The sequence below is a fragment of the Pedobacter sp. HMWF019 genome (assembly GCF_003061025.1).
In the GTDB taxonomy this organism is placed as follows: domain Bacteria; phylum Bacteroidota; class Bacteroidia; order Sphingobacteriales; family Sphingobacteriaceae; genus Pedobacter.
In genome coordinates, this window is the sequence record NZ_QAIL01000407.1 from 1 (window position 1) to 25,909 (window position 25,909).

Here is a 25,909-nt window from a genome sequence, read left to right on the forward strand (position 1 = left end):
CATTATGTCTGATATTGCTTCAAGAGTTAAGGCTATTATCGTTGAAAAATTAGGTGTGGATGAGAGCGAGGTTACCCCGGAAGCTTCTTTCACTAACGACTTGGGTGCGGATTCTTTGGATACTGTAGAACTTATCATGGAATTCGAAAAAGAATTCAATGTAGCAATTCCTGATGATCAAGCTGAAACCATTGGTACAGTTGGTCAAGCAGTTGCTTATCTAGAGAAAAACGTAAAGTAAAACATACGGTCTCCGTATAATCCGTATAAATGGAATTAAAAAGAGTAGTAGTTACAGGTTTAGGTGCGCTCACTCCAATTGGCAATAACGTCCCGGATTTCTGGGATAATTTGCTAAATGGTGTGAGCGGCGCTGCGCCTATTACAGGATTTGACACAGAAAAGTTCAAAACCAAATTTGCATGCGAGGTCAAAAATTTCAATCCTGAAGATTTTATGGATAGAAAAGAGGCCCGCAAGTTAGATCCATTTGTTCAATATGCCATTGCTTCTACAGCAGAAGCTGTGCTGGATGGTAATTTTGATTTTTCCCAGCTGGATACCAATCGTATTGGTGTGATCTGGGGCTCTGGTATCGGTGGTATTAAAACCTTTCTGGAGGAAATGAGGAATTTCTTTGCTGGTGATGGTACTCCACGTATCAATCCTTTCTTCATTCCAAAAATGATCATAGACATTGTGCCTGGTCACATTTCTATAAAATATGGTCTGAGAGGACCAAACTTCGCGACGGTATCTGCCTGTGCTTCTTCTACTAATGCCATGATCGATGCTTATAACTATATCCGCCTGGGAATGTCGGATGTGATCATCAGCGGCGGATCTGAGGCGATTATTAATGAAGCTGGTATTGGCGGATTCAACGCAATGCATGCCCTTTCTACACGTAATGATGATCCAAAAACAGCATCCAGACCATTTGACAAAGACCGCGATGGCTTTGTTGCAGGTGAAGGTGCGGGAACGATCATTCTGGAAGAACTTGAACATGCAAAGAAACGCGGAGCGAAGATCTATGCTGAGATTATTGGTGGCGGAATGAGCGCTGATGCGAATCATATCACGGCTCCTCATCCACAAGGATTGGGTGCTAAAATGGTGATGACAAATGCGTTGAACGATGCAAAATTGTCTACCAGTGATATTGATTATATCAATGTTCATGGAACGTCTACCCCTCTTGGAGATATTTCTGAAACTCAGGCTATTGTAGACCTTTTTGGTGAGGATGCTTATAAATTAAATATCAGCTCAACAAAATCTATGACGGGACACCTGCTGGGTGCTGCCGGTGCTGTTGAAGCTATCGCTGCAATACTTGCAGTAAAAAATGATGTTGTACCTCCAACTATAAATCACTTTACGGATGATCCGCAGTTCGATTCTAAACTGAATTTCACATTTAATAAGGCTGAAAAACGTAAAGTTCGCGCTGCATTAAGTAATACTTTCGGTTTTGGAGGACATAACGCATCTGTAATTTTTAAAAAATACGAGGAATAAGACCAAATAGTGATATTTGCTACAATCAATGCCTTTATTTAACCTATATAAACTCCATTTATCTCCAGATAGGGAGTTTATAAGAAAGCTAAAGAATATTTTAGGCTTTGTGCCTGGTAATGCCATTTTATATAAAATGGCATTCAGGCACCGGTCTGTAGCAAAAACACTTAAAAATGGCAGTAAAAGCAGTAACGAGCGTCTCGAATTTTTAGGGGATGCTATACTGGGCTCGGTCATTGCAGAACTCCTGTTTAAAAGCTATCCTTATAAAGAGGAAGGTTTTCTAACAGAAATGCGTTCAAAAATTGTAAACCGGGCCAATTTAAACCAGCTTGCCCGAAAAATGGGCTTCGATCAGCTGATTGTTTTTGACCAGAAAATGGTCAATATGCAAACCAAACATCATTCTATGCTTGGAGATGCTTTTGAAGCGCTTGTAGGGGCTGTTTATCTGGATAAAGGTTATAATTTCACCAAAGATTTTCTTCTTAAACGTATTGTCAAACCTTATATTGACATTCATACACTTGAACTCACTGAAACCAATTTCAAAAGTAAACTGATTGAATGGTGCCAGCGCCATGGCAAAGACATTACTTTCGACATGATTGATAATGGAGAAGGCGAAAGTGCCAAACTGTTTACCGTACAGGCAGTAATTGACGGAGAGAGCTATGGTGTTGGAAGGGATTATAATAAAAAGAATGCAGAAAAACTGGCCGCGGAAAAGACCTGCGAGGCCTTATCCATCTAATTACTTTTTTCTCAGGGTATCTGTATATTTCTTATAAGAATCGCGAATGTATTTTATGGCATCGTATTCTGTCCATTTGCTGGCCACACTATAATCCGGCCTGTAATTCAACATAAAATTTTCCAGGTCCTTATCCTTCAGGTCTGTATGTTTTTTAATAATAGACTCGTTAAAAAAGCCATCGATCTCTGTCTGCTGCAACTCATTGGAATAGAATTTCCCAAAATGGCGCGCATTTCTGGGGGTACGGCCAAATAGTTCATATATTGCTGTCAACGGAGAAAAAAGATAAGACAACAGTGGCGGTTTACCCGCATAAAAGGACCCCTTGTTTCTGTATTCCTGCCGCATGCCATCCAATTCCTGTTTCTTTGACTCCCCATAGATATTCACTTCCCGAAGATCAGTTGACCGGTTGAGATAGATTATCAGATCTTTACTGGACTGTACAACAACTTCTGCGTTTGCAAATTCATTTTTGAAAACAAACAAGGTATCTCCCATATTGACTTTTATCTGGAATAAACCAAGGTCATTGGTATTTACACTCCCCTCCGTCCTTTTGTTGACCACTTCACCAGAAGTAATGCGGTTTGTTGTTCCCCGTTCCATAACAACCCCTTTAAGGACAAATCCCTGCTGGGCAGACACGTTAAAGGCCATGAATAATAATAGCGTAGCGGGTATACAGAAGGGCTTTAATTTCATAGGGCAGGTTTAATTTACACAAATTTAGCCAATGTTTTTCTTCCATAACGTTAAAAAAACGTTAAAAAAGTTAAATGGACTACTTTTCAACCATTTCACAATAAATTATATCTTTGCACATGATAAAATCAATGACAGGCTACGGCCTGGCCTCTACGGATCATCAGAATGTGAAATTTGCGGTAGAGATCAAATCTCTGAACAGTAAGTTTTTAGAGCTCAGCCTGAAGTTGCCCCGAGCTTTTTCAGAAAAGGAACTCTTTTTACGCAATGTTTGCAGTAAGGATATTGAACGGGGAAAAGTAAATGTTTCTGTCAATATTGAACGCAGTGATGAGCAATTGAAAGGTGCACAGATCAATGCAGCCTTGCTAAGCAGATACTATAAGCAGTTAGAGGCCATCAATCAGGATTTAGGTGCCAATTCAAGCAATTTATTGCAGGCTGCACTGAATTTCCCGGATGTGGTGAACTATACTGACGAAGAAGTTAATGAAGCAGACTGGGATATTCTCTACAGTACATTTAACAAGGCCCTTCAGGAATTTAACCGTTTCAGGGAAGACGAAGGTCGTGTGCTTAAAACAGACCTGGAGCTGCGTATCAAAAATATCCTGAGCTTCTTTGCGCAGGTCGAAGTTCTTGAACCGTTAAGAATTCCACAGATCCGGACCAGATTAAACCAGTTCCTGGAAGATAATGTAGGTAAAATGAATGTAGACCAAAACCGACTGGAACAGGAGCTGATCTATTACATTGATAAATTAGACATCACAGAAGAGAAGATCCGCTTAAAGAGTCATTGTGACTATTTCATTGAAACGTTAAAAAGCAAGGATGCCAACGGCAAAAAATTAGGTTTTATTTCACAGGAGATCGGCAGAGAGATCAATACCATGGGCGCTAAGGCAAATGACGCGCAAATCCAGCAATTGGTTGTGGGTATGAAGGAAGAATTAGAAAAAATCAAGGAACAATTGCTAAACGTACTTTAGTATTTGAATAAACATCAATGAAACAAGGTAAACTCATTATATTTTCAGCACCTTCAGGAGCTGGCAAAACAACCATCGTAAAACATCTGCTTAAAAAGTTCCCCTCTTTAAGTTTCTCAATTTCTGCGACCACCCGCGAAGCCAGAGGCGATGAGCAACATGAAAAAGATTATTATTTTATCTCTAAGGAAGCTTTCCTTCACAAAGTTGCTCACCAGGAGTTCGTAGAATTTGAAGAAGTCTATAATGGTACTTTCTACGGTACCCTGCGTTCAGAGATCCAGCGGATCTGGGATGAAGGCAAACATGTGATCTTTGACATTGATGTAGAGGGCGGACTTCGTTTAAAAAGAAAGTACGAAGCACACGCACTGGCTATTTTTGTACAACCACCGTCATTGGAGGTTTTAAAGGAGCGTTTAAGCGGAAGAGGAACAGACAGTGAAGAAAAGCTACAAGAACGCTTTATAAAGGCAGAAAAAGAGCTTAAATACGCAGATAAGTTTGACGTTGTCCTGAAAAATTTTGATCTGGACACCGCCTGCGCAGAAGCAGAAAAACTGATTGGCGATTTCTTAAGTCAATAACCCCACAATGAAGACAGGCCTTTTTTTCGGTTCTTTTAATCCTGTTCACACCGGACACCTCATTATTGCCAGTTATATGGCTGGTTTTACGGATCTGGATGAAGTATGGATGGTGGTATCGCCCCACAACCCATTAAAAAACAAAAAAGGCCTGTCCAACATGTATGACCGTCTGGAGATGGTGAGACTGGCCACAGAGCATTCAGAAAAGCTGAAGGTCAGCAATATTGAATTCGGTCTGCCACAACCTTCTTATACCGTGGATACACTGGCCTATCTGCAGGAAAAGTATCCAGGCAGATCTTTTGCTTTAATCATGGGTGCAGACAACCTCGTCTCTCTGAAAAAATGGAAGAATTACGAGGTGATCCTTCAAAATCACCAGATCTATGTTTATCCCAGACCAGGTGCAGATCTTTCTCCATGGAAGGACCATCCATCCATTCAGGTTACAGAAACTCCTCAAATGGACATTTCATCTACTTTTATACGCAAGGCCATCCAGGAAGGAAAAAATGTACAATATTTTCTCCCTGACAATGTTCTTGCTTTTATAGAGGGTAAAAATATGTACCGTTAAAATTGACGATACAGTAAAAAGATCGCTGGTTTCTTATGGAGATCAATCCTTTCTTTTTTCCAAAATGCCACAGATTGTGTTTTAATGTATTCATCTTCGCCGGTCAAGTTACAGGCCACACAAAGCAAAGTTTGAGGCATAGCGTTTTTTAGCACATCTTCCAGCAACTGGTTATTTCTAAATGGGGTTTCTATAAACAACTGCGTTTGCTGATATTTTTGTGCCAGCTGCTCCAGTTCTTTAATCCGCTTTCCTCTTTGTATTTTATCAATAGGCAAATAGCCGTGAAAAGTAAAACTCTGTCCATTAAAGCCAGAAGCCATCAAAGCCAGCAAAATGGAATTTGGCCCTACCAGAGGCACCACTTTTATTCCCCTTCTGTGGGCTTCTGCCACCACATCAGCCCCAGGATCAGCCACTCCCGGACAACCGGCTTCACTCATTAAGCCAACATCTTTCCCGCTCATCAGTTCTTTAAAAAAAGGCGCCAGCGAAGAACTCCTCTTATGTTTTCCATAATCATGAATGATCAGTTCACTTTGCGGACGTTGTAAGCCAGCTTCCTTAAGAAATTTACGGGCTGTTTTTTCATTTTCAACAATATAAGTGTCGATCGCATTGATGGTTTCTACCACAAAGGGCATAAAAGATTTTGAAGCAGCCTGCTCTGCTAATGGGACTGGAACAAGATAAAGGGTACCGGTTTTCATGAATCGTATCGTTTTTTTTATGCATTTTAACTTTACGCAAAAAGCGCGGTCTGCTAAAAAGCGATCTGCAAAAGAATAAAATAATTACCGGTAAAGAGCCAACGGAACAAAATATTCTTCATATACTTGATTTTCAGTTCGGGTGCGGCTGGGCAATTTTTATTTCAATATGGCGGTCATTGTATATTAATAAATACAAATTTATGCTTGCAATAATGCACACTCAAGCAATATAATTGTGCCCTTTATCATAATTTTAGTGCAATATTTCACATATAATTAAACCATTACAGCATTTGGAACTCAAATTGATACAGTTAAGTTAGGTTAACATAAACACACACACAAATGAAAAGATTGTTTAAACTACCGGTATTAGTGTTAGGACTTGTACTCCTGCTCACCGGGACCGCACAAAAAGTGGCGGCGCAAGAAGAGGATGTTTCCATGCAGACTTTTTATGATGAATTATCCCCTTATGGAACCTGGATACAGGACTCACAGTATGGTTATGTCTGGAGACCTGATGTTGACCAGTCGGATTTCAGGCCTTATTATACCAATGGCCGATGGGTCATGACAGAATATGGCAATACCTGGGTTTCTGATTACAACTGGGGCTGGGCTCCTTTCCATTATGGCCGATGGGTTTATAACCGTTACAATGAATGGTTATGGATTCCTGATACCACCTGGGGACCTGCATGGGTAAGCTGGAGAAGCGGCGGCGGATACTATGGCTGGGCACCATTGGCTCCGGGCATAAATATTAATATTAACTTTGGTGGTGGCTATCGTATCCCAAATTCCTGGTGGTGCTTCGTGCCTCAGAGTAATATCTATTATGACCGTTTCCCAAGATATGGAGGCTATAATAATGTCACCATCATTAACAATACAACCATCATTAACAATGTGTACCGCGGTGGTAGAAACACCTATTTTACCGGCCCTGGACGTGATGATATCAGACGCGCAACCAACCGGGATGTTAGAGTTTATAACGTCAGCAGAACCAACAGACCGGACCGCGGAGGCGTGACAAACAATACCGTGAATATTTACAACCCGAGACCGTCCAGAGGAAACGATGGAAGGCCGGCTGCACCTAGGAATGTAAGTTCTGAAAGCACGTATACCGCCAGCAGAGGCGACCGTGGCGGACGCCCGACCAGTACAGGCAATGACAGAAACAATAATTACACAGGAAATCGTGGAGACAGAGGCACGACCACTTCACCTAATGTTAATACAAACCCCGGGGTAACTTCAGGCAGGGATTTTAACAGGCCAGATAATGGCCGTCCATCCAGAGGGGGTACGCAGCCTGTAAATGAGCAAGGTAACACAACAGGTAACCCTGCTGCTCCGTCCAGAACGGACAGAACACCTTCAAGTCAGCCATGGCAAAGACCTCAAGGTCAAACCCGTCCCGATGGTACGTCAAGACAGTACCAGCCGCAACGCTGGCAGACCAGACCTGTTCAGCCGCAGCAAACACAACAACCTCAGCAGCAGCCGCAACAGCCGCAACGTCAGCCTCAGCCACAATACCAAAGGCCAGAAAGACAACCTCAACCGCAGGCTCAACCTCAACCTCAACCTCAACGCCCGCAGCCACAGCAACCGAGACCTCAAAGGGTTCAGCAAAGTGCTCCGGTAAGAGAAAACAGGGGTTCTGAGCAACAAAACAGAGGAGATAGAGGGTCAAGACCAGAGAGAAATTAATACCCTCTTTTTAAAAGGGCTTTGTAAGGTATCTGTTTTCTAAAACAGATACCTTATTTTTTTCTTTATCTTTGCAGCCTCAACAAGCAAAGTTGCTTAACTCTTTATGATTCACCCGGAAATAGAAAAACGAAAAACATTTGCCATTATAAGTCACCCCGATGCTGGTAAAACAACATTAACAGAAAAGTTCCTGCTTTTTGGGGGAGCTATTAATACCGCAGGTGCGGTAAAACGCAATAAAGCCAATCAAAGCAATACTTCCGATTTTATGGAAATTGAAAAACAACGCGGAATTTCCGTTGCGACTTCAGTTATGGGCTTTGAGTACAGTGGCAAAAGGATCAATATCCTGGATACACCCGGACACAAGGATTTTGCGGAAGATACTTACAGGACTTTATCTGCTGTAGATAGTGTTATTCTGGTGGTCGACTGTGTAAAAGGTGTCGAAGAACAAACAGAAAAACTGATGGCAGTGTGTCGCATGCGCAATACACCCGTTATTATTTTTATCAATAAAATGGACCGGGAGGGTAAAGATGCCTTTGACCTTCTGGATGAAATAGAAAACAAACTCAATATCAGTCTTTGTCCACTCTCCTGGCCAATTGGTCAGGGACATAATTTCAAAGGCGTTTACAGTATTTACAATAAGCACCTGAATCTTTTCGAGCCGGATAAGACAAAAATCAGCGACCCGGTGATTGAGGTGAGTGACCTGAATGATAAAAACCTGGAGAACTTCCTGAAACCCGCCGAACTCGAAAACCTTAAAGGTGATCTGGAACTGGTGCATGGCGTTTATGGAGACCTGGACCAAAACATGTATACAGAAGGATTACTGGCCCCTGTTTTTTTTGGAAGTGCCATTAACAACTTTGGGATCAAAGAACTACTCGATACCTTTATCAAAATTGCACCCAGCCCGAAAAGCCGGGAAGCAGAACAACGGGAAGTTTTGGTGAATGAAAAAAACTTCAGTGGCTTCGTATTTAAAATCCATGCCAATTTGGATCCTAAACACCGTGACCGTATTGCCTTTTTAAGAATCTGTTCCGGTAAGTTTGAACGCAACAAATTCTATTTCCACACCCGTCAGAACAAGAAACTGAAGTTTTCCAATCCTATGGATTTCATGGCCAATGAAAAGAGTATCGTAGAAGAAGCCTGGCCAGGAGACGTAGTTGGTTTATACGACAGCGGAAACTTTAAAATTGGAGACACCCTTACAGAAGGAGAACAACTGCAATTTAAGGGCATTCCAAGCTTCTCTCCTGAAATATTTAAGGAAGTAGAGAACAGAGACCCTCTCAAAACAAAACAACTGGAAAAGGGCATACAGCAGCTTACAGAAGAAGGGGTAGCACAACTCTTTACCCAGCAGCCAGGAAACCGTAAAATTATCGGTGCGGTTGGTGAACTTCAATTTGAGGTAATTGCCTTCCGTCTGGAGCATGAATATGGCGCCAAAGCTTATTTCAGGACCTTAAGTTATGGCAGATCAAATTGGGTAACCTCTAAAGACAAAAAGAAGCTGGAAGAGTTTTTAAAACGCAAGCAGCAACACATCGGCGAAGACAAAGACGGAAATCCGGTTTATCTTGCAGATAACGATTTTATGATCAATATGACCATGAGAGATTATCCGGATATTGAATTCCATAAAACGTCTGAATTTAAATAGAAAAAGGCCGGTTGAACATCAACCGGCCTTTTTAATAAAGATTAAAGTCTTATTTAAGCTTGCTTAAAGCGGCTTTAATCCTTGGCATCATATCTTTGATGTCTTGTAAAGAGCATGCACCAACAGAAGCTCTGAACCAAGGCATATCGTCATCGTTACCAAAAGCAGAAAAAGGTACCAGGGCAGCCTGGGCTTCTCTGATCAGATAAAAGTTCACATCAGCACTATCTTTCAGCAACTGCCCCTCTGGTGTTGTTTTACCGATATAATCGATCTTAATGGTCAGATAAATGGCGCCCATCGGCTCCACTGCATCCACCTGAAATCCTTCGTTCTTTAAGGCATTAAATCCGTCATAAAGCGCGTTTAAACTGTCTTGTATCTTCTGCTTAAAACTGGTCAGGAAAGTGTCCACCTGTGCCTTATCCTTAAAATATCCAGCCATTGCTACTTGCTCCGCTTTAGGAGCCCATGCGCCCATATGGCCAACAATAGCTTTCATTTTATCAATGATCTCTGCAGGTCCGAATCCCCAGCCTACACGCACACCGGTTGCAGCCAGACATTTGGAACTGCCATCCACAAAAATGGTAAAATCCCTCATTTCCGGACGCAGACCAACAGGATTTACATGCGCTTTTCCAAAAGTCAACAGAGAATACATCTGATCATACATGATGTATAATGCCTTTTCGCCTGCTTTTCTTGATTTATTTTCTTCCAGAACAACATCGCAGATCTCTTCCAGTTGCTCTGCAGTAAACATGGTACCTGTAGGATTTAAAGGAGAACATAAAGCGAGTAAAGTTGCTCCTTTCAAATGTGGTTTCAGCTGTGCTGCAGTTGGCATAAAATTATTTTCAGCCTGAGTTTCTACTGCAATAACGTTTGCAGAAGTCAGGTGGCCGTAATGGTTGTTGTTCCAGGAAGGAGCAGGGAATACAACCGTATCTCCGGGATCAACGAGTGCCAGGTAGGTCGCATAGATCAACGGGCGTGAACCACCGGAAACCAAAATACTGTTTGATGCATAGTCCAGATCAAAGCGGTCCTTAAGCAAATCGGAAACTGTTTCTCTGAGTGACAATACACCATCTGCAGGCGGATAATTCGTTTGGTTCTGATGATATGCTTCTACAATGCCGGCTTTTAGTTCTGTCGGTATCGGATAAATGGAAGAATCAAAATCACCAATTGTTAAATTGGCAATGGACGCGCCCTTACGCTTCATCTCGTTCACTTCGTTACCAATTTTAATGATCTCAGAGCCAATAAGCGAACTTGCTAGTGCAGATACTTTCATTCTATTTTATGTATTAGGATTAAAAAATCAGGCCAGTAATTTCTCTATGGCCTCTTTAGTCTGTTCAAATTTAAACTGGGCCAGTACAGTCCCCATCATTTTTTTTATTTCTTCATTGCCCAGATTGCCGATACTGCCTTCATGCGTATGGTTCACTGCTGTATTTGGCACAAAAGTGCCCTTTTCTATACTTGCTCCTACTATCTTATAGGCTTCCCTGAAAGGAACGCCTTTCAATGCGAGGTCATTCACCACTTCCACACTAAATAAGTAGGCGTATTTTTTATCAGCCAGAATATCACTTTTTATGCTGATGTTCTGCAACATATAGGTGGCAATTTCCAGGCATTCGTTCAGGGAAGTAATGGCTGGAAAAAGGTTTTCTTTCAGCAATTGCAGATCCCTATGATAGCCGGAAGGCAGATTAGTTGTCATCATTGCAATTTCATTTGGCAGGGCCTGAATCTTATTGCAGCGGGAACGGATCAGTTCAAATACATCAGGGTTCTTTTTATGGGGCATGATACTCGATCCTGTGGTCAGTTCATCCGGAAAGCTGATAAATCCAAAATTCTGGTTGATAAACAAACACACGTCCATAGACATTTTTGCCAGTGTCGCTGCAATGGAAGACATCGCCTGAGCCAGTATGCGCTCCGTTTTTCCCCTGCCCATCTGGGCATAAACGACATTATAGTTCAGGTGTTCAAAGCCAAGAAGATTAGTGGTCATCGTTCTGTTCAGCGGAAAAGAAGAGCCATAGCCTGCAGCAGATCCAAGAGGATTTTTATTGCAAACCTTCCAGGCCGCCAGCATCAGTTCCAGGTCATCCACCAGGCTTTCTGCATAGGCCCCAAACCATAAGCCAAAAGAAGATGGCATAGCAATCTGCAAGTGGGTATATCCTGGTAACAATTTATCTTTATGCGTATTGCTCAGGGAGATCAGCTGCTTAAAAAGCACCTCTGTATGATGTACCATTTCCTCGATCCGGTTCCTGAAAAACAATTTCAAATCGACAAGGACCTGATCATTACGGGAACGTCCGCTATGAATTTTTTTACCCGCTTCACCGATGCGCTGCGTCAATAACCACTCCACCTGGGAGTGCACATCTTCTACGCTTTGCTCAATAACAAAGTTTCCTGCTTCAATATCTTTGTAGATATTTTTAAGTTCTTTCTGGATGGCCGCAAGCTCTTCAGCAGTCAACAAGCCTATACTTTCCAGCATCTCTACATGTGCCAGTGAGCCCAGCACATCAAATGCCGCCATTTCCAGGTCCAGTTCCCTGTCCCTGCCTACGGTAAACGCTTCAATATCCTTGTTAACCTCTATATTTTTTTGCCAGATCTTCATTTATATTCAGTTATTCCACTGCCGTTCTTCCTCCTCTGCACTTTGGCAAAAGTAATAATAAATACCGACAGGGTGGTTAATACTCCTTATTTGCCCTTAATAACAGGCTTTAGCATCTCTATATACAATTGTATACCTTCTCCGATCTCTTCCACAAAAACATACTCATCTGCCATGTGCGACCGGGCAGAATCACCAGGCCCAACTTTTACAGAAGGTATACTCAACAAAGCCTGGTCTGAGGTCGTCGGGGAACCATAAGTTGTTCTTCCCAAAGCAATTCCCGACTGTACCAGTGGATGGGCTTTATCAATAGAGGATGGTTTTAAACGAATGGAACGTGGTTTAACCTCACAATCTACATTCGTTCTGATGATCTTCAGCACTTCCTCATTGGTATAAGCATCGGTTACCCTTACATCTACCGTAAAAGTGCAAAGTTCAGGTACCACGTTATGCTGTGACCCGGCATTTATAATGGTGACAGACATTTTCAGCGGTCCAAATACTTCCGATACTTTTGAAAACCGGTAATTCCTGAACCATTCAATATCTTTAAGAGCTTTGTATATCGCATTATCACCTTCTTCCCTGGCAGCATGTCCGGCCTTCCCATGAACAGCGCAATCCAGTACCAGCAAGCCGCGCTCTGCAATCGCCAGATTCATGAGGGTTGGCTCACCAACAATTGCAAATTCGAGTTCACCCAGGTCTGACAGGATACATTCCAGCCCATTATTCCCGGAGATCTCTTCTTCTGCCGTGGTGGCCAGGCAAATGTTGTAGCTCAGGTCTTGCTGCTCATTGAAATATAAAAATGTAGCGATCAGAGACACCAGGCACCCACCTGCATCATTACTGCCCAGGCCATACAATTTACCCTCAACCACATCCGGAGAAAAAGGATCTCTGGTATAACCTGAATTTGGCTTTACGGTATCGTGATGCGAATTCAGCAGCAAAGTTGGCTTGGACGCATCAAAATAGGCATTGTAGGCCCAGATGTTATTCAATTTACGATGGGTTTTGACCCCTTTATCCTGCAAAAACTGCTCAATCACGTCAGCGGTCCCCTCTTCTTCTTTACTGAAGGAAGAAATACTGATCAATCTTTTCAACAATTCTAAACTATCTTTTTGCAGTTGTTCTATCATATGATCTATTCTTTTGTATATAAGTTTCCTGCTTTCAAAGCAGATAATTTGATCCCTTTAATCAGGGAAGAACTGAAGCCATTATGTTCCATTTCATTTAAGCCGGCAATGGTACAACCTTTCGGTGAGGTGACCTTATCGATTTCCTGTTCCGGGTGCGACTCCATCTGCAACAAAAGATCGGCGGCGCCTTTAGCTGTCTGCACAGCCATTTTAAGCGCTTCATCGGCATGAAAGCCAATTTCCACTCCACCTTGCGAAGCCGCGCGGATGGCTCTTAAGAAAAAAGCAATTCCGCAGGCACATAAAGCAGTAGCAGAGGTCATCAGGTCTTCGTTGATCTTTACAACGGAGCCTACTGTTTCCAGCATCCGGGTTACTTCAGCTATATTAGCCTCCGTGGCGTTATCACTCGCGATACAAGTCATAGACTGACCAATAGCTATAGCTGTATTTGGCATAGCCCTGATCACTTGTACTCCATCTGTTAATTTCGTTTTGATGTCATTACAGCTCACACCAGAAGCTACAGAAATAATTAGGTGCTTATTGATATCCACTGCTCCGGCAATCTGCTCCAGCAATTGATTCAATTGTTGAGGAAGAACAGCCAGCACTACAATATCGGCTGCTGCAACCGCAGATGCATTGTCACTGGTCACTTCAAATCCCTGTGCGGAGAAAGTGGAAAGGTTTGCTGTATTGCGCCGGGTCAGACATATCTGACCTGCTTCTACGTAATTTGCTTTCACCAGTCCCTTTGCCAGTGACAGTCCGATATTTCCGCTGCCCAGGATAGCAATCCTGCCTGTATATTGTTTCATATTTTAAGATATTAACCTGGTTCCAAAATCATTTGTATTCACCTGGGGCAATTCATCCGCCTTTCCAATATACACCATTTTTACCCCACGCTTTATCGCCTCAAATGCATTGTGCAATTTAGGGATCATTCCCCCTGATACCACACCCTGTTCCTTTAAGCCTTCAAAATCCCCAGCTTTGATTTCAGGCACCAGGGAAGATTCATCTTCCACGTCCCTTAATACTCCTTTTTTCTCAAAGCAATACACCAGCCTGGTATCATAAACAGCAGACATCGCTACTGCAACGGCAGAGGCTATCGTATCTGCATTGGTATTCAGCAATTGGCCGTCTCCATCATGGGTGATGGCACAAAGCACAGGCACCAGGCCCGCTTCTAATAAATTTGTCAGCGTCTCTGATGAAACTGAAGCCTCATCCAGATCCCCCACAAAGCCGTAGTCGATGGTTTTCACCGGGCGCTTAACCGCCTTGATGATGTTCCCGTCTGCTCCTGTTAAACCTATAGCATTACAGGCTTTAGACTGAAGCTGAGCCACCATATTCTTGTTGATGAGACCCGCATAAACCATGGTAACCACCCGGAGTGTTTCTATATCAGTAATTCTCCGGCCCTCTACCATCTTCGCTTCTACACCAAGTGAAGTACCCAGCTCTGTGGCGATTTTACCGCCACCATGAACCAATATTTTTTTCCCGGAAAGCGCCGTAAAGTCCTGTAAGAACAGGTGCAGGTTTTCCGAATTGTCAATGACATTTCCGCCAATTTTCACAATAGTTAGCTGCTCCATCTCTTCTATATTCTAAGTTAGATTTTGCAACAGGTCTTTCAGCACAGCCTGGGCTGCCCATAAACGATTGCCAGCCTCATGTATCACCAGAGAGTTCGGCCCGTCCAGGATTTCTGATGACAGTTCCAAATCTCTTCTTACCGGTAAACAATGCATCACTTTGGCATTATTGGTGAACTTCAACTTTTCATTGTTCATCATCCAGCCGTCAGGATAAGTTAATACCTTACCGTATTCCTTAAAACTCGACCAGTTTTTTACATAGATATAATCTGCACCCTCTAAAGCTTCCTCCAGATGATGGCTGATGTTCGCTCCAGGTGTGAAATCCTCACACAGTTCATAACCTTCAGGGTGAACGATGGTAAAATCGAGCATTCCTTCTTCCTGTGCTTTACACATCCATTCTGAAAATGAATTTGGAACCGCCTGAGGCAGAGCCTTCACATGTGGTGCCCAGGCCAGGACAACTTTCGGCTTAGCCGTCGCCTTCCAGGTTTCTTTTATGGTCACCAGATCGGCAAGACTTTGCAATGGATGTCGTGTCGCGCTTTCCAGGCTCACCACAGGTACTCCACAGTATTTTACAAACTTGTTAAAGAAATCCTCATTATAATCTTCATCTCTGTTGGTCAGTTTTGGAAAAGAACGCAAGCCCAGGATATCACAATACTGCCCCATCACTGCGGCAGCTTCGCGAATATGCTCAACAGTGGTGCCGTTCATCACTACACCATCCTGTGTTTCCAATGACCAGCCCTCTTTATCCATATTCATGACCATCACACTCATTCCCAGATTGATCGCTGCTTTTTGTGTACTCAAACGGGTACGCAAACTTGGGTTAAGAAACACCAGCCCAAGGGTTTTATTCTTTCCCAAATGCTGATCCGCATAGGGGTTGCTCTTTAGATCCAGGGCGGCCTTCACCAGCTGCCCGATATCCTCAACGTCTTTTACTGAAGTGAATTGGTTCATTTCTATCCTCTTAAAATAGTTTTAAATTTATCTAAAAACTGATCGGCCTGTTCTTTTGTCAAATTCAATGCAGGCAACAACCTGATTACATTTGGTTTGGCTTCTCCTGTAAAAATATGGTGTTTGAATAACAGCTCTTTCTTTACGTGTCCCAATTCTTCTGGTAAATCGATACCGATCATCAAACCTCTTCCACGCACTGCTTTGATCGCCTCAATCTTTTCAAGTTCTGAGATCAGATAAGCGCCTACTTCTTCTGCATTTTTCATCAGTCCATCTTGTTCCATCACCTCAAGGACAGCCAAAGCAGCTGCACAAGCCAAATGATTCCCACCAAAAGTGGTACCCAGCATACCATGCCAAGGCTTGAATTTCGGCGCAATAGAGATTCCGGCAACAGGGAAGCCATTTCCCATGCCCTTAGCCATGGTATATACATCAGCATTTACGCCGGCCAGATCATGCGAATAAAACAAGCCTGTTCTGCCATAACCACATTGCACACTATCGGCAATATAGACCGCATTATAAGCATCGCAAAGACTACGGATTTTTTGAAGAAAAGGTACCGAAGCTTCTTTAATTCCGCCAACACCCTGTATACCTTCTATAATTACGGCGGTAATTTCATTGCCATAGCTATTGAATGCTTCATCTAAAGCTTCAACATCATTATGCGGCAGAAACACAATATGATCTGTCTCATTGACCGGAGCAATGATCTTCGGGTTATCTGTAGCCGATACGGCCAGTGATGTCCTTCCGTGGAATGCGCCTTTAAAGGCGATGACTTTTTTTCTTCCATTATAAAAGGAAGCCAGTTTTAAAGCATTTTCATTAGCTTCTGCTCCTGAATTGCATAAAAACAACTGGTAGTCTGTCTTTCCTGATACCTGGCCTAGTTTATCTGCAAGGGCCGTTTGCAAAGGAATTTTAACAGAATTGGAGTAGAAACCAACTTTATTGAGCTGGTCTGTAACTCTTTTTACGTAATGCGGATGCGTATGTCCTATTGAAATTACGGCATGTCCTCCGTATAAATCCAGGTATTCCTGTCCGCTTGCGTCCCAGACTGTACTGCCGGAAGCTTTTACAATTTCTATATCATTTAGTGGATAAACGTCAAATAAGTTCATTTTAATTTTTTTAACTGGTGTACAAATTGATTTTAGAATGCTGCTGCTTTAAGTGCCAGGCCTTGCCGTTCCTCCAGTCCAAACATTAAATTCATGTTCTGAACTGCTTGTCCGCTCGCGCCTTTCAGCAGGTTATCAATTATACTGACCACAAAAACCTTATTGCCATGCTTTTCTACATGCAGAAGCCCTTTATTCGTATTCACTACTTGTTTCAAATCTATATTTTTTGCACTTACGTGTGTAAATGCGTGTCCCTCATAGTAGGATGCATATAGGTCCTGCAATTCTTCAGCAGAAAGATCAGATTCAGTATAAACTGCCGCCAGGATTCCTCTTGTAAAATCGCCGCGCTGTGGAATAAAATTCAAAACACTGTCAAATCCGGCATGCAATTGTACCAGGCTTTCGCCAATCTCATTTAAATGCTGATGCTCAAAAGCTTTATAAACTGAAAGATTATTATTTCTCCAGCTGAAATGAGAAGTAGCTGCCAAACTTTGACCAGCCCCGGTAGAACCAGTTGTTGCATTGATATGCACCTCTCCCTTTAATAAGCCTTTCGCTGCCAGAGGAATTAGCGCCAGCTGTATACAGGTTGCAAAACATCCTGGATTAGCTACATAATTTGCTTTTTTAATTGCTTCGCGGTTGAGCTCCGGCAAACCATACACCCACTGGTCTGAAGCGTTTGCTTTCAGCCTGAAGTCCTGGCTCAGGTCAATGATCTTAATGGAAGGCGCTATAGGATTGGCCGCAAGAAATTTCTTTGCATCACCATGGCCCACACATAAGAATAAGACATCAATATCCGCTGAAAGTGTCCCTGTAAAACGAAGGTCCGTATCACCAAAAAGATCGGTGTGCACATCCGAGATCAGGTTGCCCTCATTGCTATTGCTGTGTACAAAAGCAATCTCTACAGAAGGATGGTTGACCAGGATACGCAGCATTTCACCACCGGTATAGCCCGCACCACCAACGATACCTGCTTTAATCTTCATGTTTATTCACTTTATGCCAGATCATGACCTGGTTGCCAAAAATTTTAGAAAAGCCTTTCACATCCTCACCAGACCAGGCATTGTTCATCTCTCCGTAAGAACCAAATTTATTGCTCATCAAGTCATGCTCAGACTCAATTCCAATGATTTGGAAGCGATATGGTAAGAGCTCAACAAAGACCTTTCCGCTTACCGTTTCCTGAGTATCCGCTAAAAAAGCTTCGATATTTCTCATGATCGGATCATGGAACTGACCTTCATGCAACCAGTTTCCATAAAATGAACCCAACTGATCTTTCCAGGAAAGTTGCCACTTGGTCAAAGTATGCTTCTCTAAGGTATGGTGCGCTTTAATGATCACCACTGGAGCCGCAGCTTCAAAACCTACACGTCCTTTTATTCCAATAATGGTATCTCCAACGTGGATGTCTCGTCCAATTCCGTAAGGTTGGGCAATGGCCTGTAGTTTCTGTATAGCTGTTACCGGTGCCAAATCCTCTCCGTCGATTCCAACCAGCTCCCCTTTTTCAAAACGCAGTTCCACTTTACGCGGTGTGGTTTCTGAAGCCTGGGTTGGCCATGCTTCCTCCGGAAGGGTCTCATGAGAAGTTAAAGTCTCTTTACCACCCACTGAAGTACCCCAAAGGCCTTTATTGATAGAGTATCTCGCTTTTTCTGCGCTATATTCTACACCGTGTTTCTGTAAATATTCTATTTCTGCTTCGCGGGATAATTTCAAATCTCTGATCGGTGTGATGATCTCAACATTGGGTATAATAATGTTAAAGATCATGTCAAAACGAACCTGATCATTTCCGGCACCAGTACTTCCATGAGCCACATAATCCGCACCGATCTTTTTTACATAATTTGCAATTGCAGTTGCCTGGCTTACACGTTCTGCACTCACAGAAAGCGGGTAAGTTGCATTTTTCAATACATTTCCAAAAACAAGATATTTAATACATCCCTCATAATAATTAGCCGTTTCATCAACAACAGCATGAGAGGCCACACCAAGTGCATAAGCCCGTTTCTCAATTTCCTGTAATTCGTTTTCAGAAAAACCACCAGTATTTACAATCACAGAATGAACTTCCAAACCACGGTCCTGTGCTAAATAAATACAGCAAAATGAAGTATCTAAACCTCCGCTAAAAGCTAAAACTACTTTCTTCTTCATGAGTCTTTATTGTGTTTTAAGGGTAATGGATCTGCATGCGCAAATCCTTCGGCAACAATTATTTAAATAAAACTGGGATTAACATAAGCAGGGATTTAAAGCCCTTATTCGATTCTTTGGGCTTCAGCACCAATCGTTGTTTGATGCGCATAAAACGCTCATACAACTTTGGTTTCTTTTGCAGTTCTTCTGCAAATTTTTTGGCCACATCGTGTTTCTTGGTTTCCGGATCATAAAGCATCGCTGTACACATACAGTTCTTGCGCTCTTTCATGGTCAGGATCTCAAAATTTACACAACTCTGGCAACCTTTCCAGAATTCCTCATCCTGAGTAAGCTCAGAATAGGTAACAGGTTCATAACCCAGATCTGAATTGATCTTCATTACTGCAAGACCTGTCGTTAACCCAAAGATTTTTGCTTTAGGGTATTTCTGTCTGGATAATTCAAAAATCTTGTGTTTAATGGCGTTGGCCAAACCGGCTTTTCTATATTTTGGGCTTACTATGAGACCAGAATTGGCTACAAATTGTCCATGGCTCCAGGTTTCAATGTAACAGAAGCCAGCCCAGGAGCCGTCTTTATGAAAAGCAATTACAGCCTTCCCGTCAGACATTTTCCCTGCAACATACTCCGGCGAACGTTTTGCAATACCCGTACCACGGGCTTTAGCAGACTCCGCCATTTCCTCGCAGATTTCTTCTGCAAAGACACGATGTTCAGGAAGTGCAACCTGCACTATAAAATCGTTTATATTCATTAATAGGATAACGAAAAAAGATAAAAATTTTGATTAATTGTTTTTTGAGAGGCAATCCTCTATGATTGAGTAAAGATATCACTCAAATACGGGGTGTATAATTTTGCCGGTTTGTTGTGACAGAAAATATGGGTCGCAGACGTTCAATAAACAAGCTTCTGGAAGCAATATTTTTTGCTTCTAAGATGGAAAGTTTATGGAGATTCGTCTTGATCATTTTCTGTATATATTCCCGCTTTAAATTACTTGAGGCGCAAAGGTTTAAATAAATATTGAGTTGTGCAATAAGTTTTTCATTTTTTTACATTTTATCTGTCATTTTAAGCTCAAAAAAAACTTTATCCCCCAAAGTTTTAAAAAACCTCTTTTTACCTGCCATTTTCAGTTATTTATCCAGAGGGTCCGCACTTAGGGAGATTTCTTCTTTTTCAGTAAATACCACTCAATTTATAAGCCAAAACTTCCGCGGTACTTAAAAATGAATTTCTGCTTACAATAACACCTGAACAAATCTAATGTCGAGTTGTTAGATTTACATAAAAAACAAGTTATGTCTTTATTATTTTCTCCTCTGCAGCTCAAAAACATCCGTCTCAAAAACAGGATCGTTACCTCACCTATGTGCCAGTATTCTGCAAAAGACGGCTTTGCAAACGACTGGCACCTGGTCCATCTTGGAAGCCGTGCCGTAGGTGGCTCTTCTTTGATCCTTCAGGAAGCCACCGCTGTGTCTCCCGAAGGCCGCATCACCGCCGGGGATCTGGGCATATGGAAAGAAGAACACCTGCCCATGCTCAAAAGAATAACCGGATTTATACATTCAAACGGAGCTGTTGCAGGTATACAATTAGCACATGCCGGACGCAAATCCAGCTTTGAAGTTCCATGGAAAGGAGGTAAACAAATCAAATTGAGCGAAGGTGGATGGAAGTCTTTTGCTCCAAGTGCTATTCCCTTTCACCAAGGCGATGAGCAGCCTGAGGCACTCGACCTGGAAGGCATTAAAAAAATAAAGTCCGATTTTAAAACCGCAACCATTTATGCCATTGAAGCCGGGTATAAAGTTGTAGAAATACATGCTGCCCATGGCTACCTGATTCATCAGTTCCTTTCGCCCCTAAGCAATATTAGAACAGATCAATACGGAGGAAGTTTTGAAAACCGAATCCGCTTTCTGCTCGAGGTGTTGGACAGTATTCGCGAAGTATGGCCAAAAACAAACCCACTTTTTGTACGGATCTCTGCTACAGACTGGGCAGAGGGCGGATGGACACCCGAAGAATCCATCAGACTATCTGGTATCCTGAAAACTAAAGATGTAGATCTCATTGACTGCTCCAGTGGCGGGCTTTCAGAACACCAGCAAATTCCTGTTGGCCCAGGCTACCAGGTTGGTTTTGCCGAGCAGATCAAAAAAGAAACCGGTATATTGACTGGTGCAGTCGGCTTGATAACAGACAGACAACAAGCCGAAGGTATTCTGGGCAATGACCAGGCCGACCTGATCATTATGGCCAGGGAATTGCTTCGAAATCCTTACTTTCCATTGCAGGCTGCTTTTGAATTTGAAGACGAAATCAAGTGGCCGGAGCAATATGAGAGAGCAAAACCAAGAAAAGGACATTAACCAATGTTAAATTACAACAGAAACTTTAAACTAAATTCCCTTAATTTCGTTTAAAATATAAAACACAAATACTATGTTCGATAAACTAATGGCCGCACAGCAGATGGCGGGTGAGATCAAGAAAAGACTAGATACCATCTCTGTATATGGCGAAGTCGAGGGAGGAGCAATTAAGGTTACCGCTACAGGTAATAAAGCAATTACAGCTGTAGAAATTAAAGAAGAATTCTTTAAAGAGGCCGACAAAGAGGAATTAGAGGAGCTGCTGTTAACAGCGATCAATAAAGCTTTAACGCAGGCAGATCAGGTGAGTGCAGCAGAGATGCAAAGTGCGACCCAGGGTATGTTGGGCGGTCTTGGCGGAATGTTTGGAAGTTAATCTAAAATCATGAAATATACCTATTACGGACAGTCCTGCTTTTTGCTGGAAGCAGAAGGAAAAAAGTTTCTTTTCGATCCTTTTATTAAGCCTAATCCTTTGGCAAGTCATATTGATACCAAAGCTATACAGGCAGATTACATCCTGATAAGCCATGGTCATGGAGATCATATCGCAGACCTGGTGGAACTGGCAAAACAAACCAACGCAAAGGTAATTGGAATGGTTGAAGTGGTAGATTGGGTAGCAAAACAAGGCGTTACAAACGTTCATCCCATGAATTTCGGAAAACAGAAATTTGACTTCGGAAACCTCAGAATGGTCTGGGCCACGCATTCCAGCTCTATGCCCGATGGCAGCTATGGAGGCAATCCGGCTGGTTTTGTATTGGAAATTGCTGGTAAGACCATTTATTTTGCGGGAGATACCTCTTTAAATGCAGATATGAAAATCCTGGCCGACCTCTATAAGATCGATTACGCCATCCTCCCTATTGGGGGTAATTTCACGATGGATGTAGATGATGCCCTGGTGGCCACTAAATACATCAATTGCGATCAGGTGATCGGCGTTCATTACAATACTTTTTCGCTCATTGAAATTGATACAGAAGAAGCCTTGTCTAAATTTAACCGGGAGAACAAAAAGCTGTTCTTACCTGCAATTGGCGAGACGATAGAATTATAAACACAAAAAAAAAGGCCCGCTTCTGTTTAAAGCGGGCCTTTTTTTACACCATGGTTTAGTTCTTTTTCACCACAGTTGTTGTTTTCTTATTTGCTTTATAACGCATATCTGCTGTTCCGTCTTTTTTTAACGGTCCTGCTGCTGCTTTAGCTTTGTTTTCTTTAAAACGCATATCCGGTGTACCGTCTTTCTTTACCGCAGCAGCCGTAGCTTTAGTAGACGTTACCGTTTGTGTAGCTGTTGCTTTCGTTTCTTTTTTTGCACCGGCAACCGTCGTTGTAGCCTTGGTCTCTACTTTTTTTGCGGTCTTTTTTACGGTCTGCGCAGGCGCTGCAGTCTGAGCAAAAGTGGTACTTAAACCCAATAAAGCCACAGCAACAAAACTTAATAATTTTTTCATGTTTTTCTAGTATTTTCTTTAATCCAATATTGGTTAACGAAAGTTAAATAAAAATATTTCAATTTTAATGTGCTTCAAGCCAATTATTTCCTTCTCCAATTTCCACCTCTATTGGCACTGTGGTTTTGATGGCTGTTTTCATCCGGTAGGCAATAATTTCTTTCATTTCCGCTACTTCAGAACGGAGTACATCAAATACAAGCTCATCATGCACCTGCATGGTCATTTTTGACTTTAGTCCTTTTTCCTGAATATCCTTATGAATATGAATCATAGCCACCTTAATCATATCTGCCGCAGAGCCTTGTATCGGTGCATTGATCGCATTTCGCTCTGCAAACCCTCTAACGGTCTGATTTGCAGAGTTAATGTCTCTCAGGTATCTTCTCCTGCCCAGAATGGTCTCGACAAAGCCATTTTCCCTGGCAAAGTTCATCGTTTCACTCATATATCTTTTAATACCCGGATACTGTTCAAAATATTGCTCAATGATTTGCGCGGCCTCCTTACGGGGAATACCCAGGTTTTGCGACAGACCAAATGCGGACTGCCCATATATGATTCCGAAATTAACGGCTTTAGCATTTCTTCTTTGCGTAGAATCCACTTCTTCAATAGGCACTCCATATACTTTCGCGGCTGTTGCCGTATGAATATCAATTCCTTTGCTAAACGCATCCAGCATATTTTCCTCCTTACTGATCTCTGCAATAATGCGGAGTTCGATCTGAGAATAATCCGCAGATAAGAGAATGTGATCTTCGTCTCTGGCAATAAAAGCCTTCCGCACTTCCCTTCCCCGCTCCGTACGAATTGGAATGTTCTGTAAATTAGGGTTATTAGAGCTTAACCTTCCTGTAGCAGCTACAGCCTGGTTATAACTCGTATGTACCCTACCCGTTTTAGGATTCACCATTAAAGGCAGGGCATCCACATAAGTCGATTTAAGCTTTTGCAACTGACGGAAATCCAGGATATCCTGCACAATGTCGCTTTTATGTGCCAGTGCAAGCAAAACATCTTCTCCGGTTTGATATTGTCCTGTCTTGGTCTTTTTTGCCTTAGGATCAAGCTGAAGTTTATCAAACAATACTTCACCCAATTGTTTTGGAGAGGCCAGGTTAAACTGTACGCCGCATTTGTCATAAACGTTCTGTTCAAACCTCCGGATATCTGTTTCCAGCTCTTTGGAATAATTCAGTAAAGTTTCTATATCAATCCTGACGCCTTCTTTCTCTATATCAGCCAACACATGGACCAAAGGATTTTCCACTTCTGTAGCCAGCTTTGATGCATTAAGGTCTTTCAGCATGGGCTCAAAAACATTTGCCAGTTGTAGGGTCACGTCTGCATCTTCTGCAGCATAATCTACTACTTTTTCTACAGGGACGTCCCTCATATTGCCCTGATTTTTCCCTTTAGCACCAATGAGCGTGGTAATGGAAACTGGCCTGTAATTCAGATAATTTTCAGAGAGAATGTCCATATTGTGCCTGGTATCCGGATCAATCAGATAATGTGCAAGCATGGTATCAAATAACCGGCCTTTTACCTGCACATCATACCATTTCATCACCAGGATGTCGTATTTTAAATTTTGACCAGTCTTTGCTATCTGCTCATTCTCCAGCACTGGCCTGAATTCATCAACAATCTGTTGTGCTTCCGCTCTGTCTGCAGATAGAGGTATATAATAGGCTACACCTGGTTTTATACAAAAGGACAAGCCAACAAGGTCAGCAATATTTGCATCAGTACCTGTAGTTTCCGTATCAAAAGAAATATTTTCCTGTTTCATCAGCAAATCAATCAGCTCTTTACGCTGTTCTGCCGTATTTACAAGTAAATATTGGTGTTCTACATCTTCTATCGTCTTAATATCCGGCTGTTCAAAAACCGGTGGTGGTGGCGACACCACAACTTCTACCCTTCGAACCGTTTCCACCACATTCCCAAACAGATCTGTTTGTTGCGACACCGTTGTGGTCGAACTCCCAACGGTAAAATCTTCTCCAAAAACCCGTCTGCCCAGGGTCCTGAATTCCAATTCGGCAAATAAAGGTTCCAGCAACTCTTTGCTCGGCTCCCCCATCTCCAATGCCTGGTCATCAAACTCTACGGGAACATCGAGGATAATCGTCGCCAGCTTTTTAGAGACCAGGCCCTGTTCAGCAAAATTCTCTACATTTTCACGTTGTTTACCTTTCAATTCATGTGAATGAGCAATAATGTTCTCCATAGATCCATATTGCTTGATCAATGATTTAGCCGTTTTCTCTCCAATTCCCGGAATACCCGGAATATTATCTACTGCATCGCCCCATAGACCCAGGATATCAATGACCTGTTTTACATCTTCAATCTCCCACTTGGCCAGCACTTCCGGAACACCCAGGATCTCCATCTCATTTCCCATTCTTGCAGGCTTATAAATAAAGATATTGTCAGACACCAGTTGCGCAAAATCTTTATCAGGTGTCATACAATACACCGTATATCCACGTTTTTCACCTTCCTTGGCCAGCGTTCCGATGATGTCATCTGCCTCAAAACCATCCTTAGTGATCACCGGTATATTAAACCCTTCAATCAGCTTAAAAACATAGGGTAAAGCAGCAGAAAGATCTTCAGGCATTGCCTGACGGTGTGCTTTATAGGCTTCAAAGTCCGTATGCCTTTCGGTCGGCGCTTCTGTATCAAACACAACCGCGATATGACTTGGTTTTTCCTTTTTTAAAACTTCCATTAAAGTATTGGCAAAGCCCATCACTGCAGATGTATTAATTCCTGTAGAAGTAAATCTTGGGTTTTTACTTAAGGCAAAGTGCGCTCTGTAAATCAGCGCCATACCGTCTAGAAGAAAAAGTTTTTTCATCATTATATCATTTGTTTTTTATCGGTAATGAAGCTTGCAAAGCTTATGCATCTATTTTAAAAAATATAAGCTTTGCAGGTTTCATCATTATATCATTATTAATGCTTTGTTTATTATTCTCTTTTGTATTAATGAGCTCGTAAACCCGGTTTGTTTTTTATAGGTAATGAAG

The 25,909-nt window shown here is 42.2% G+C and carries 25 protein-coding genes; 11 read left to right on the forward strand and 14 right to left on the reverse strand.

The genetic code is table 11. The features are described from left to right. The first annotated feature begins 4 nt into the window (after nucleotides 1–4). From DBR11_RS21865 to rnc, 3 genes are read left to right on the forward strand one after another with little or no spacing between them, the layout of a single operon-like run. Nucleotides 5–241, forward strand: a complete 237-nt coding sequence (locus DBR11_RS21865; protein ID WP_031266521.1) for an acyl carrier protein — start codon at nucleotides 5–7, stop codon at nucleotides 239–241. 29 nt (nucleotides 242–270) lie between these two features. Then, a complete protein-coding gene (fabF, locus tag DBR11_RS21870) occupies nucleotides 271–1,524 on the forward strand; it encodes a beta-ketoacyl-ACP synthase II (RefSeq protein WP_108554738.1) in 1,254 nt (417 codons plus the stop codon). 28 nt (nucleotides 1,525–1,552) lie between these two features. Then, nucleotides 1,553–2,281 (forward strand): ribonuclease III, encoded by a 729-nt coding sequence (rnc, locus tag DBR11_RS21875; protein ID WP_199233916.1) that lies wholly within the window; start codon nucleotides 1,553–1,555, stop codon nucleotides 2,279–2,281. Here rnc and DBR11_RS21880 read toward each other — a convergent pair whose 3' ends face one another. Next, nucleotides 2,282–2,989: a hypothetical protein gene (locus DBR11_RS21880; protein ID WP_108554739.1), complete on the reverse strand. Its 708-nt coding sequence runs from the start codon at nucleotides 2,987–2,989 to the stop codon at nucleotides 2,282–2,284. A 131-nt stretch (nucleotides 2,990–3,120) separates the two neighbouring features. Here DBR11_RS21880 and DBR11_RS21885 point away from each other — a divergent pair, with 131 nt between their 5' ends. The 3 genes from DBR11_RS21885 to nadD are packed head-to-tail and all read left to right on the forward strand — an operon-like array spanning nucleotide 3,121 to nucleotide 5,151. Next, a complete protein-coding gene (locus tag DBR11_RS21885) occupies nucleotides 3,121–3,984 on the forward strand; it encodes a YicC/YloC family endoribonuclease (RefSeq protein ID WP_108554740.1) in 864 nt (287 codons plus the stop codon). Nucleotides 3,985–4,001: 17 nt separating this feature from the next. Beyond that, nucleotides 4,002–4,571 carry a guanylate kinase gene (gmk, locus tag DBR11_RS21890; RefSeq protein WP_108554741.1) on the forward strand — a complete coding sequence of 190 codons (570 nt, stop codon included), beginning with the start codon at nucleotides 4,002–4,004 and terminating at the stop codon, nucleotides 4,569–4,571. Between the two features lie 7 nt (nucleotides 4,572–4,578). Continuing rightward, the gene (gene nadD, locus DBR11_RS21895) at nucleotides 4,579–5,151 is read left to right on the forward strand and encodes a nicotinate (nicotinamide) nucleotide adenylyltransferase (RefSeq protein ID WP_108554742.1); all 573 of its coding nucleotides are present in this window, start codon (nucleotides 4,579–4,581) and stop codon (nucleotides 5,149–5,151) included. Here nadD and DBR11_RS21900 read toward each other — a convergent pair. Beyond that, the gene (locus tag DBR11_RS21900; protein WP_108554743.1) at nucleotides 5,148–5,861 is read right to left on the reverse strand and encodes an SAM-dependent methyltransferase; all 714 of its coding nucleotides are present in this window, start codon (nucleotides 5,859–5,861) and stop codon (nucleotides 5,148–5,150) included. The genes nadD and DBR11_RS21900 overlap by 4 nt on opposite strands. Nucleotides 5,862–6,209: 348 nt before the next feature. On the opposite strand from DBR11_RS21900, the gene DBR11_RS21905 reads away from it, so the two are divergent. Both DBR11_RS21905 and DBR11_RS21910 read left to right on the forward strand, forming a co-directional pair. After that, a complete protein-coding gene (locus tag DBR11_RS21905) occupies nucleotides 6,210–7,589 on the forward strand; it encodes a DUF6600 domain-containing protein (protein ID WP_108554744.1) in 1,380 nt (459 codons plus the stop codon). Nucleotides 7,590–7,695: 106 nt separating this feature from the next. Further along, a complete protein-coding gene (locus DBR11_RS21910; protein ID WP_108554745.1) occupies nucleotides 7,696–9,276 on the forward strand; it encodes a peptide chain release factor 3 in 1,581 nt (526 codons plus the stop codon). Nucleotides 9,277–9,325: 49 nt separating this feature from the next. On the opposite strand, the gene DBR11_RS21915 is transcribed toward DBR11_RS21910, so the two are convergent. From DBR11_RS21915 to DBR11_RS21960, 10 genes are all read right to left on the reverse strand, one after another. Then, on the reverse strand, nucleotides 9,326–10,579 hold the full coding sequence (locus DBR11_RS21915) for a pyridoxal phosphate-dependent aminotransferase (protein ID WP_108554746.1): 1,254 nt from the start codon (nucleotides 10,577–10,579) through the stop codon (nucleotides 9,326–9,328). Between the two features lie 27 nt (nucleotides 10,580–10,606). Next, nucleotides 10,607–11,938, reverse strand: coding sequence for an argininosuccinate lyase (gene argH, locus DBR11_RS21920; RefSeq protein WP_108554747.1), 1,332 nt, complete (start codon nucleotides 11,936–11,938; stop codon nucleotides 10,607–10,609). Nucleotides 11,939–12,024: 86 nt separating this feature from the next. After that, nucleotides 12,025–13,092: a M20 family metallo-hydrolase gene (locus DBR11_RS21925; RefSeq protein ID WP_108554748.1), complete on the reverse strand. Its 1,068-nt coding sequence runs from the start codon at nucleotides 13,090–13,092 to the stop codon at nucleotides 12,025–12,027. Nucleotides 13,093–13,097: 5 nt separating this feature from the next. Next, the gene (gene proC, locus DBR11_RS21930) at nucleotides 13,098–13,916 is read right to left on the reverse strand and encodes a pyrroline-5-carboxylate reductase (RefSeq protein WP_108554749.1); all 819 of its coding nucleotides are present in this window, start codon (nucleotides 13,914–13,916) and stop codon (nucleotides 13,098–13,100) included. Between the two features lie 3 nt (nucleotides 13,917–13,919). Further along, nucleotides 13,920–14,708, reverse strand: coding sequence for an acetylglutamate kinase (argB, locus tag DBR11_RS21935; protein ID WP_108554750.1), 789 nt, complete (start codon nucleotides 14,706–14,708; stop codon nucleotides 13,920–13,922). A 12-nt stretch (nucleotides 14,709–14,720) separates the two neighbouring features. Beyond that, nucleotides 14,721–15,686, reverse strand: a complete 966-nt coding sequence (locus tag DBR11_RS21940) for an acetylornithine carbamoyltransferase (RefSeq protein WP_108554751.1) — start codon at nucleotides 15,684–15,686, stop codon at nucleotides 14,721–14,723. Between the two features lie 2 nt (nucleotides 15,687–15,688). Further along, the gene (locus DBR11_RS21945; RefSeq protein ID WP_108554752.1) at nucleotides 15,689–16,822 is read right to left on the reverse strand and encodes an aspartate aminotransferase family protein; all 1,134 of its coding nucleotides are present in this window, start codon (nucleotides 16,820–16,822) and stop codon (nucleotides 15,689–15,691) included. A gap of 32 nt (nucleotides 16,823–16,854) precedes the next feature. Next, nucleotides 16,855–17,826 (reverse strand): N-acetyl-gamma-glutamyl-phosphate reductase, encoded by a 972-nt coding sequence (argC, locus tag DBR11_RS21950; RefSeq protein ID WP_108554753.1) that lies wholly within the window; start codon nucleotides 17,824–17,826, stop codon nucleotides 16,855–16,857. Next, entirely contained in the window at nucleotides 17,816–19,009 is a 1,194-nt protein-coding gene (gene argG, locus DBR11_RS21955) for an argininosuccinate synthase (RefSeq protein ID WP_108554754.1), read from the reverse strand. Before argG ends, argC begins: the two co-directional genes overlap by 11 nt. A gap of 58 nt (nucleotides 19,010–19,067) precedes the next feature. Further along, on the reverse strand, nucleotides 19,068–19,769 hold the full coding sequence (locus DBR11_RS21960) for an N-acetyltransferase (protein WP_108554755.1): 702 nt from the start codon (nucleotides 19,767–19,769) through the stop codon (nucleotides 19,068–19,070). Between the two features lie 550 nt (nucleotides 19,770–20,319). Here DBR11_RS21960 and DBR11_RS21965 point away from each other — a divergent pair. The 3 genes from DBR11_RS21965 to DBR11_RS21975 all read left to right on the forward strand — a co-directional run bounded on the left by DBR11_RS21965 (nucleotide 20,320) and on the right by DBR11_RS21975 (nucleotide 22,462). Then, the gene (locus tag DBR11_RS21965) at nucleotides 20,320–21,396 is read left to right on the forward strand and encodes an NADH:flavin oxidoreductase/NADH oxidase (RefSeq protein WP_108554756.1); all 1,077 of its coding nucleotides are present in this window, start codon (nucleotides 20,320–20,322) and stop codon (nucleotides 21,394–21,396) included. Between the two features lie 73 nt (nucleotides 21,397–21,469). Then, on the forward strand, nucleotides 21,470–21,775 hold the full coding sequence (locus tag DBR11_RS21970; RefSeq protein ID WP_108554757.1) for a YbaB/EbfC family nucleoid-associated protein: 306 nt from the start codon (nucleotides 21,470–21,472) through the stop codon (nucleotides 21,773–21,775). Between the two features lie 9 nt (nucleotides 21,776–21,784). Further along, nucleotides 21,785–22,462 (forward strand): metal-dependent hydrolase, encoded by a 678-nt coding sequence (locus tag DBR11_RS21975; protein WP_108554758.1) that lies wholly within the window; start codon nucleotides 21,785–21,787, stop codon nucleotides 22,460–22,462. Nucleotides 22,463–22,517: 55 nt separating this feature from the next. Here DBR11_RS21975 and DBR11_RS21980 read toward each other — a convergent pair whose 3' ends face one another. Together DBR11_RS21980 and polA are read right to left on the reverse strand one after the other, a co-directional pair. Beyond that, nucleotides 22,518–22,862, reverse strand: a complete 345-nt coding sequence (locus DBR11_RS21980; RefSeq protein ID WP_108554759.1) for a hypothetical protein — start codon at nucleotides 22,860–22,862, stop codon at nucleotides 22,518–22,520. 64 nt (nucleotides 22,863–22,926) lie between these two features. Next, entirely contained in the window at nucleotides 22,927–25,737 is a 2,811-nt protein-coding gene (gene polA / locus DBR11_RS21985; protein WP_108554761.1) for a DNA polymerase I, read from the reverse strand. Nucleotides 25,738–25,909: the final 172 nt, after the last annotated feature.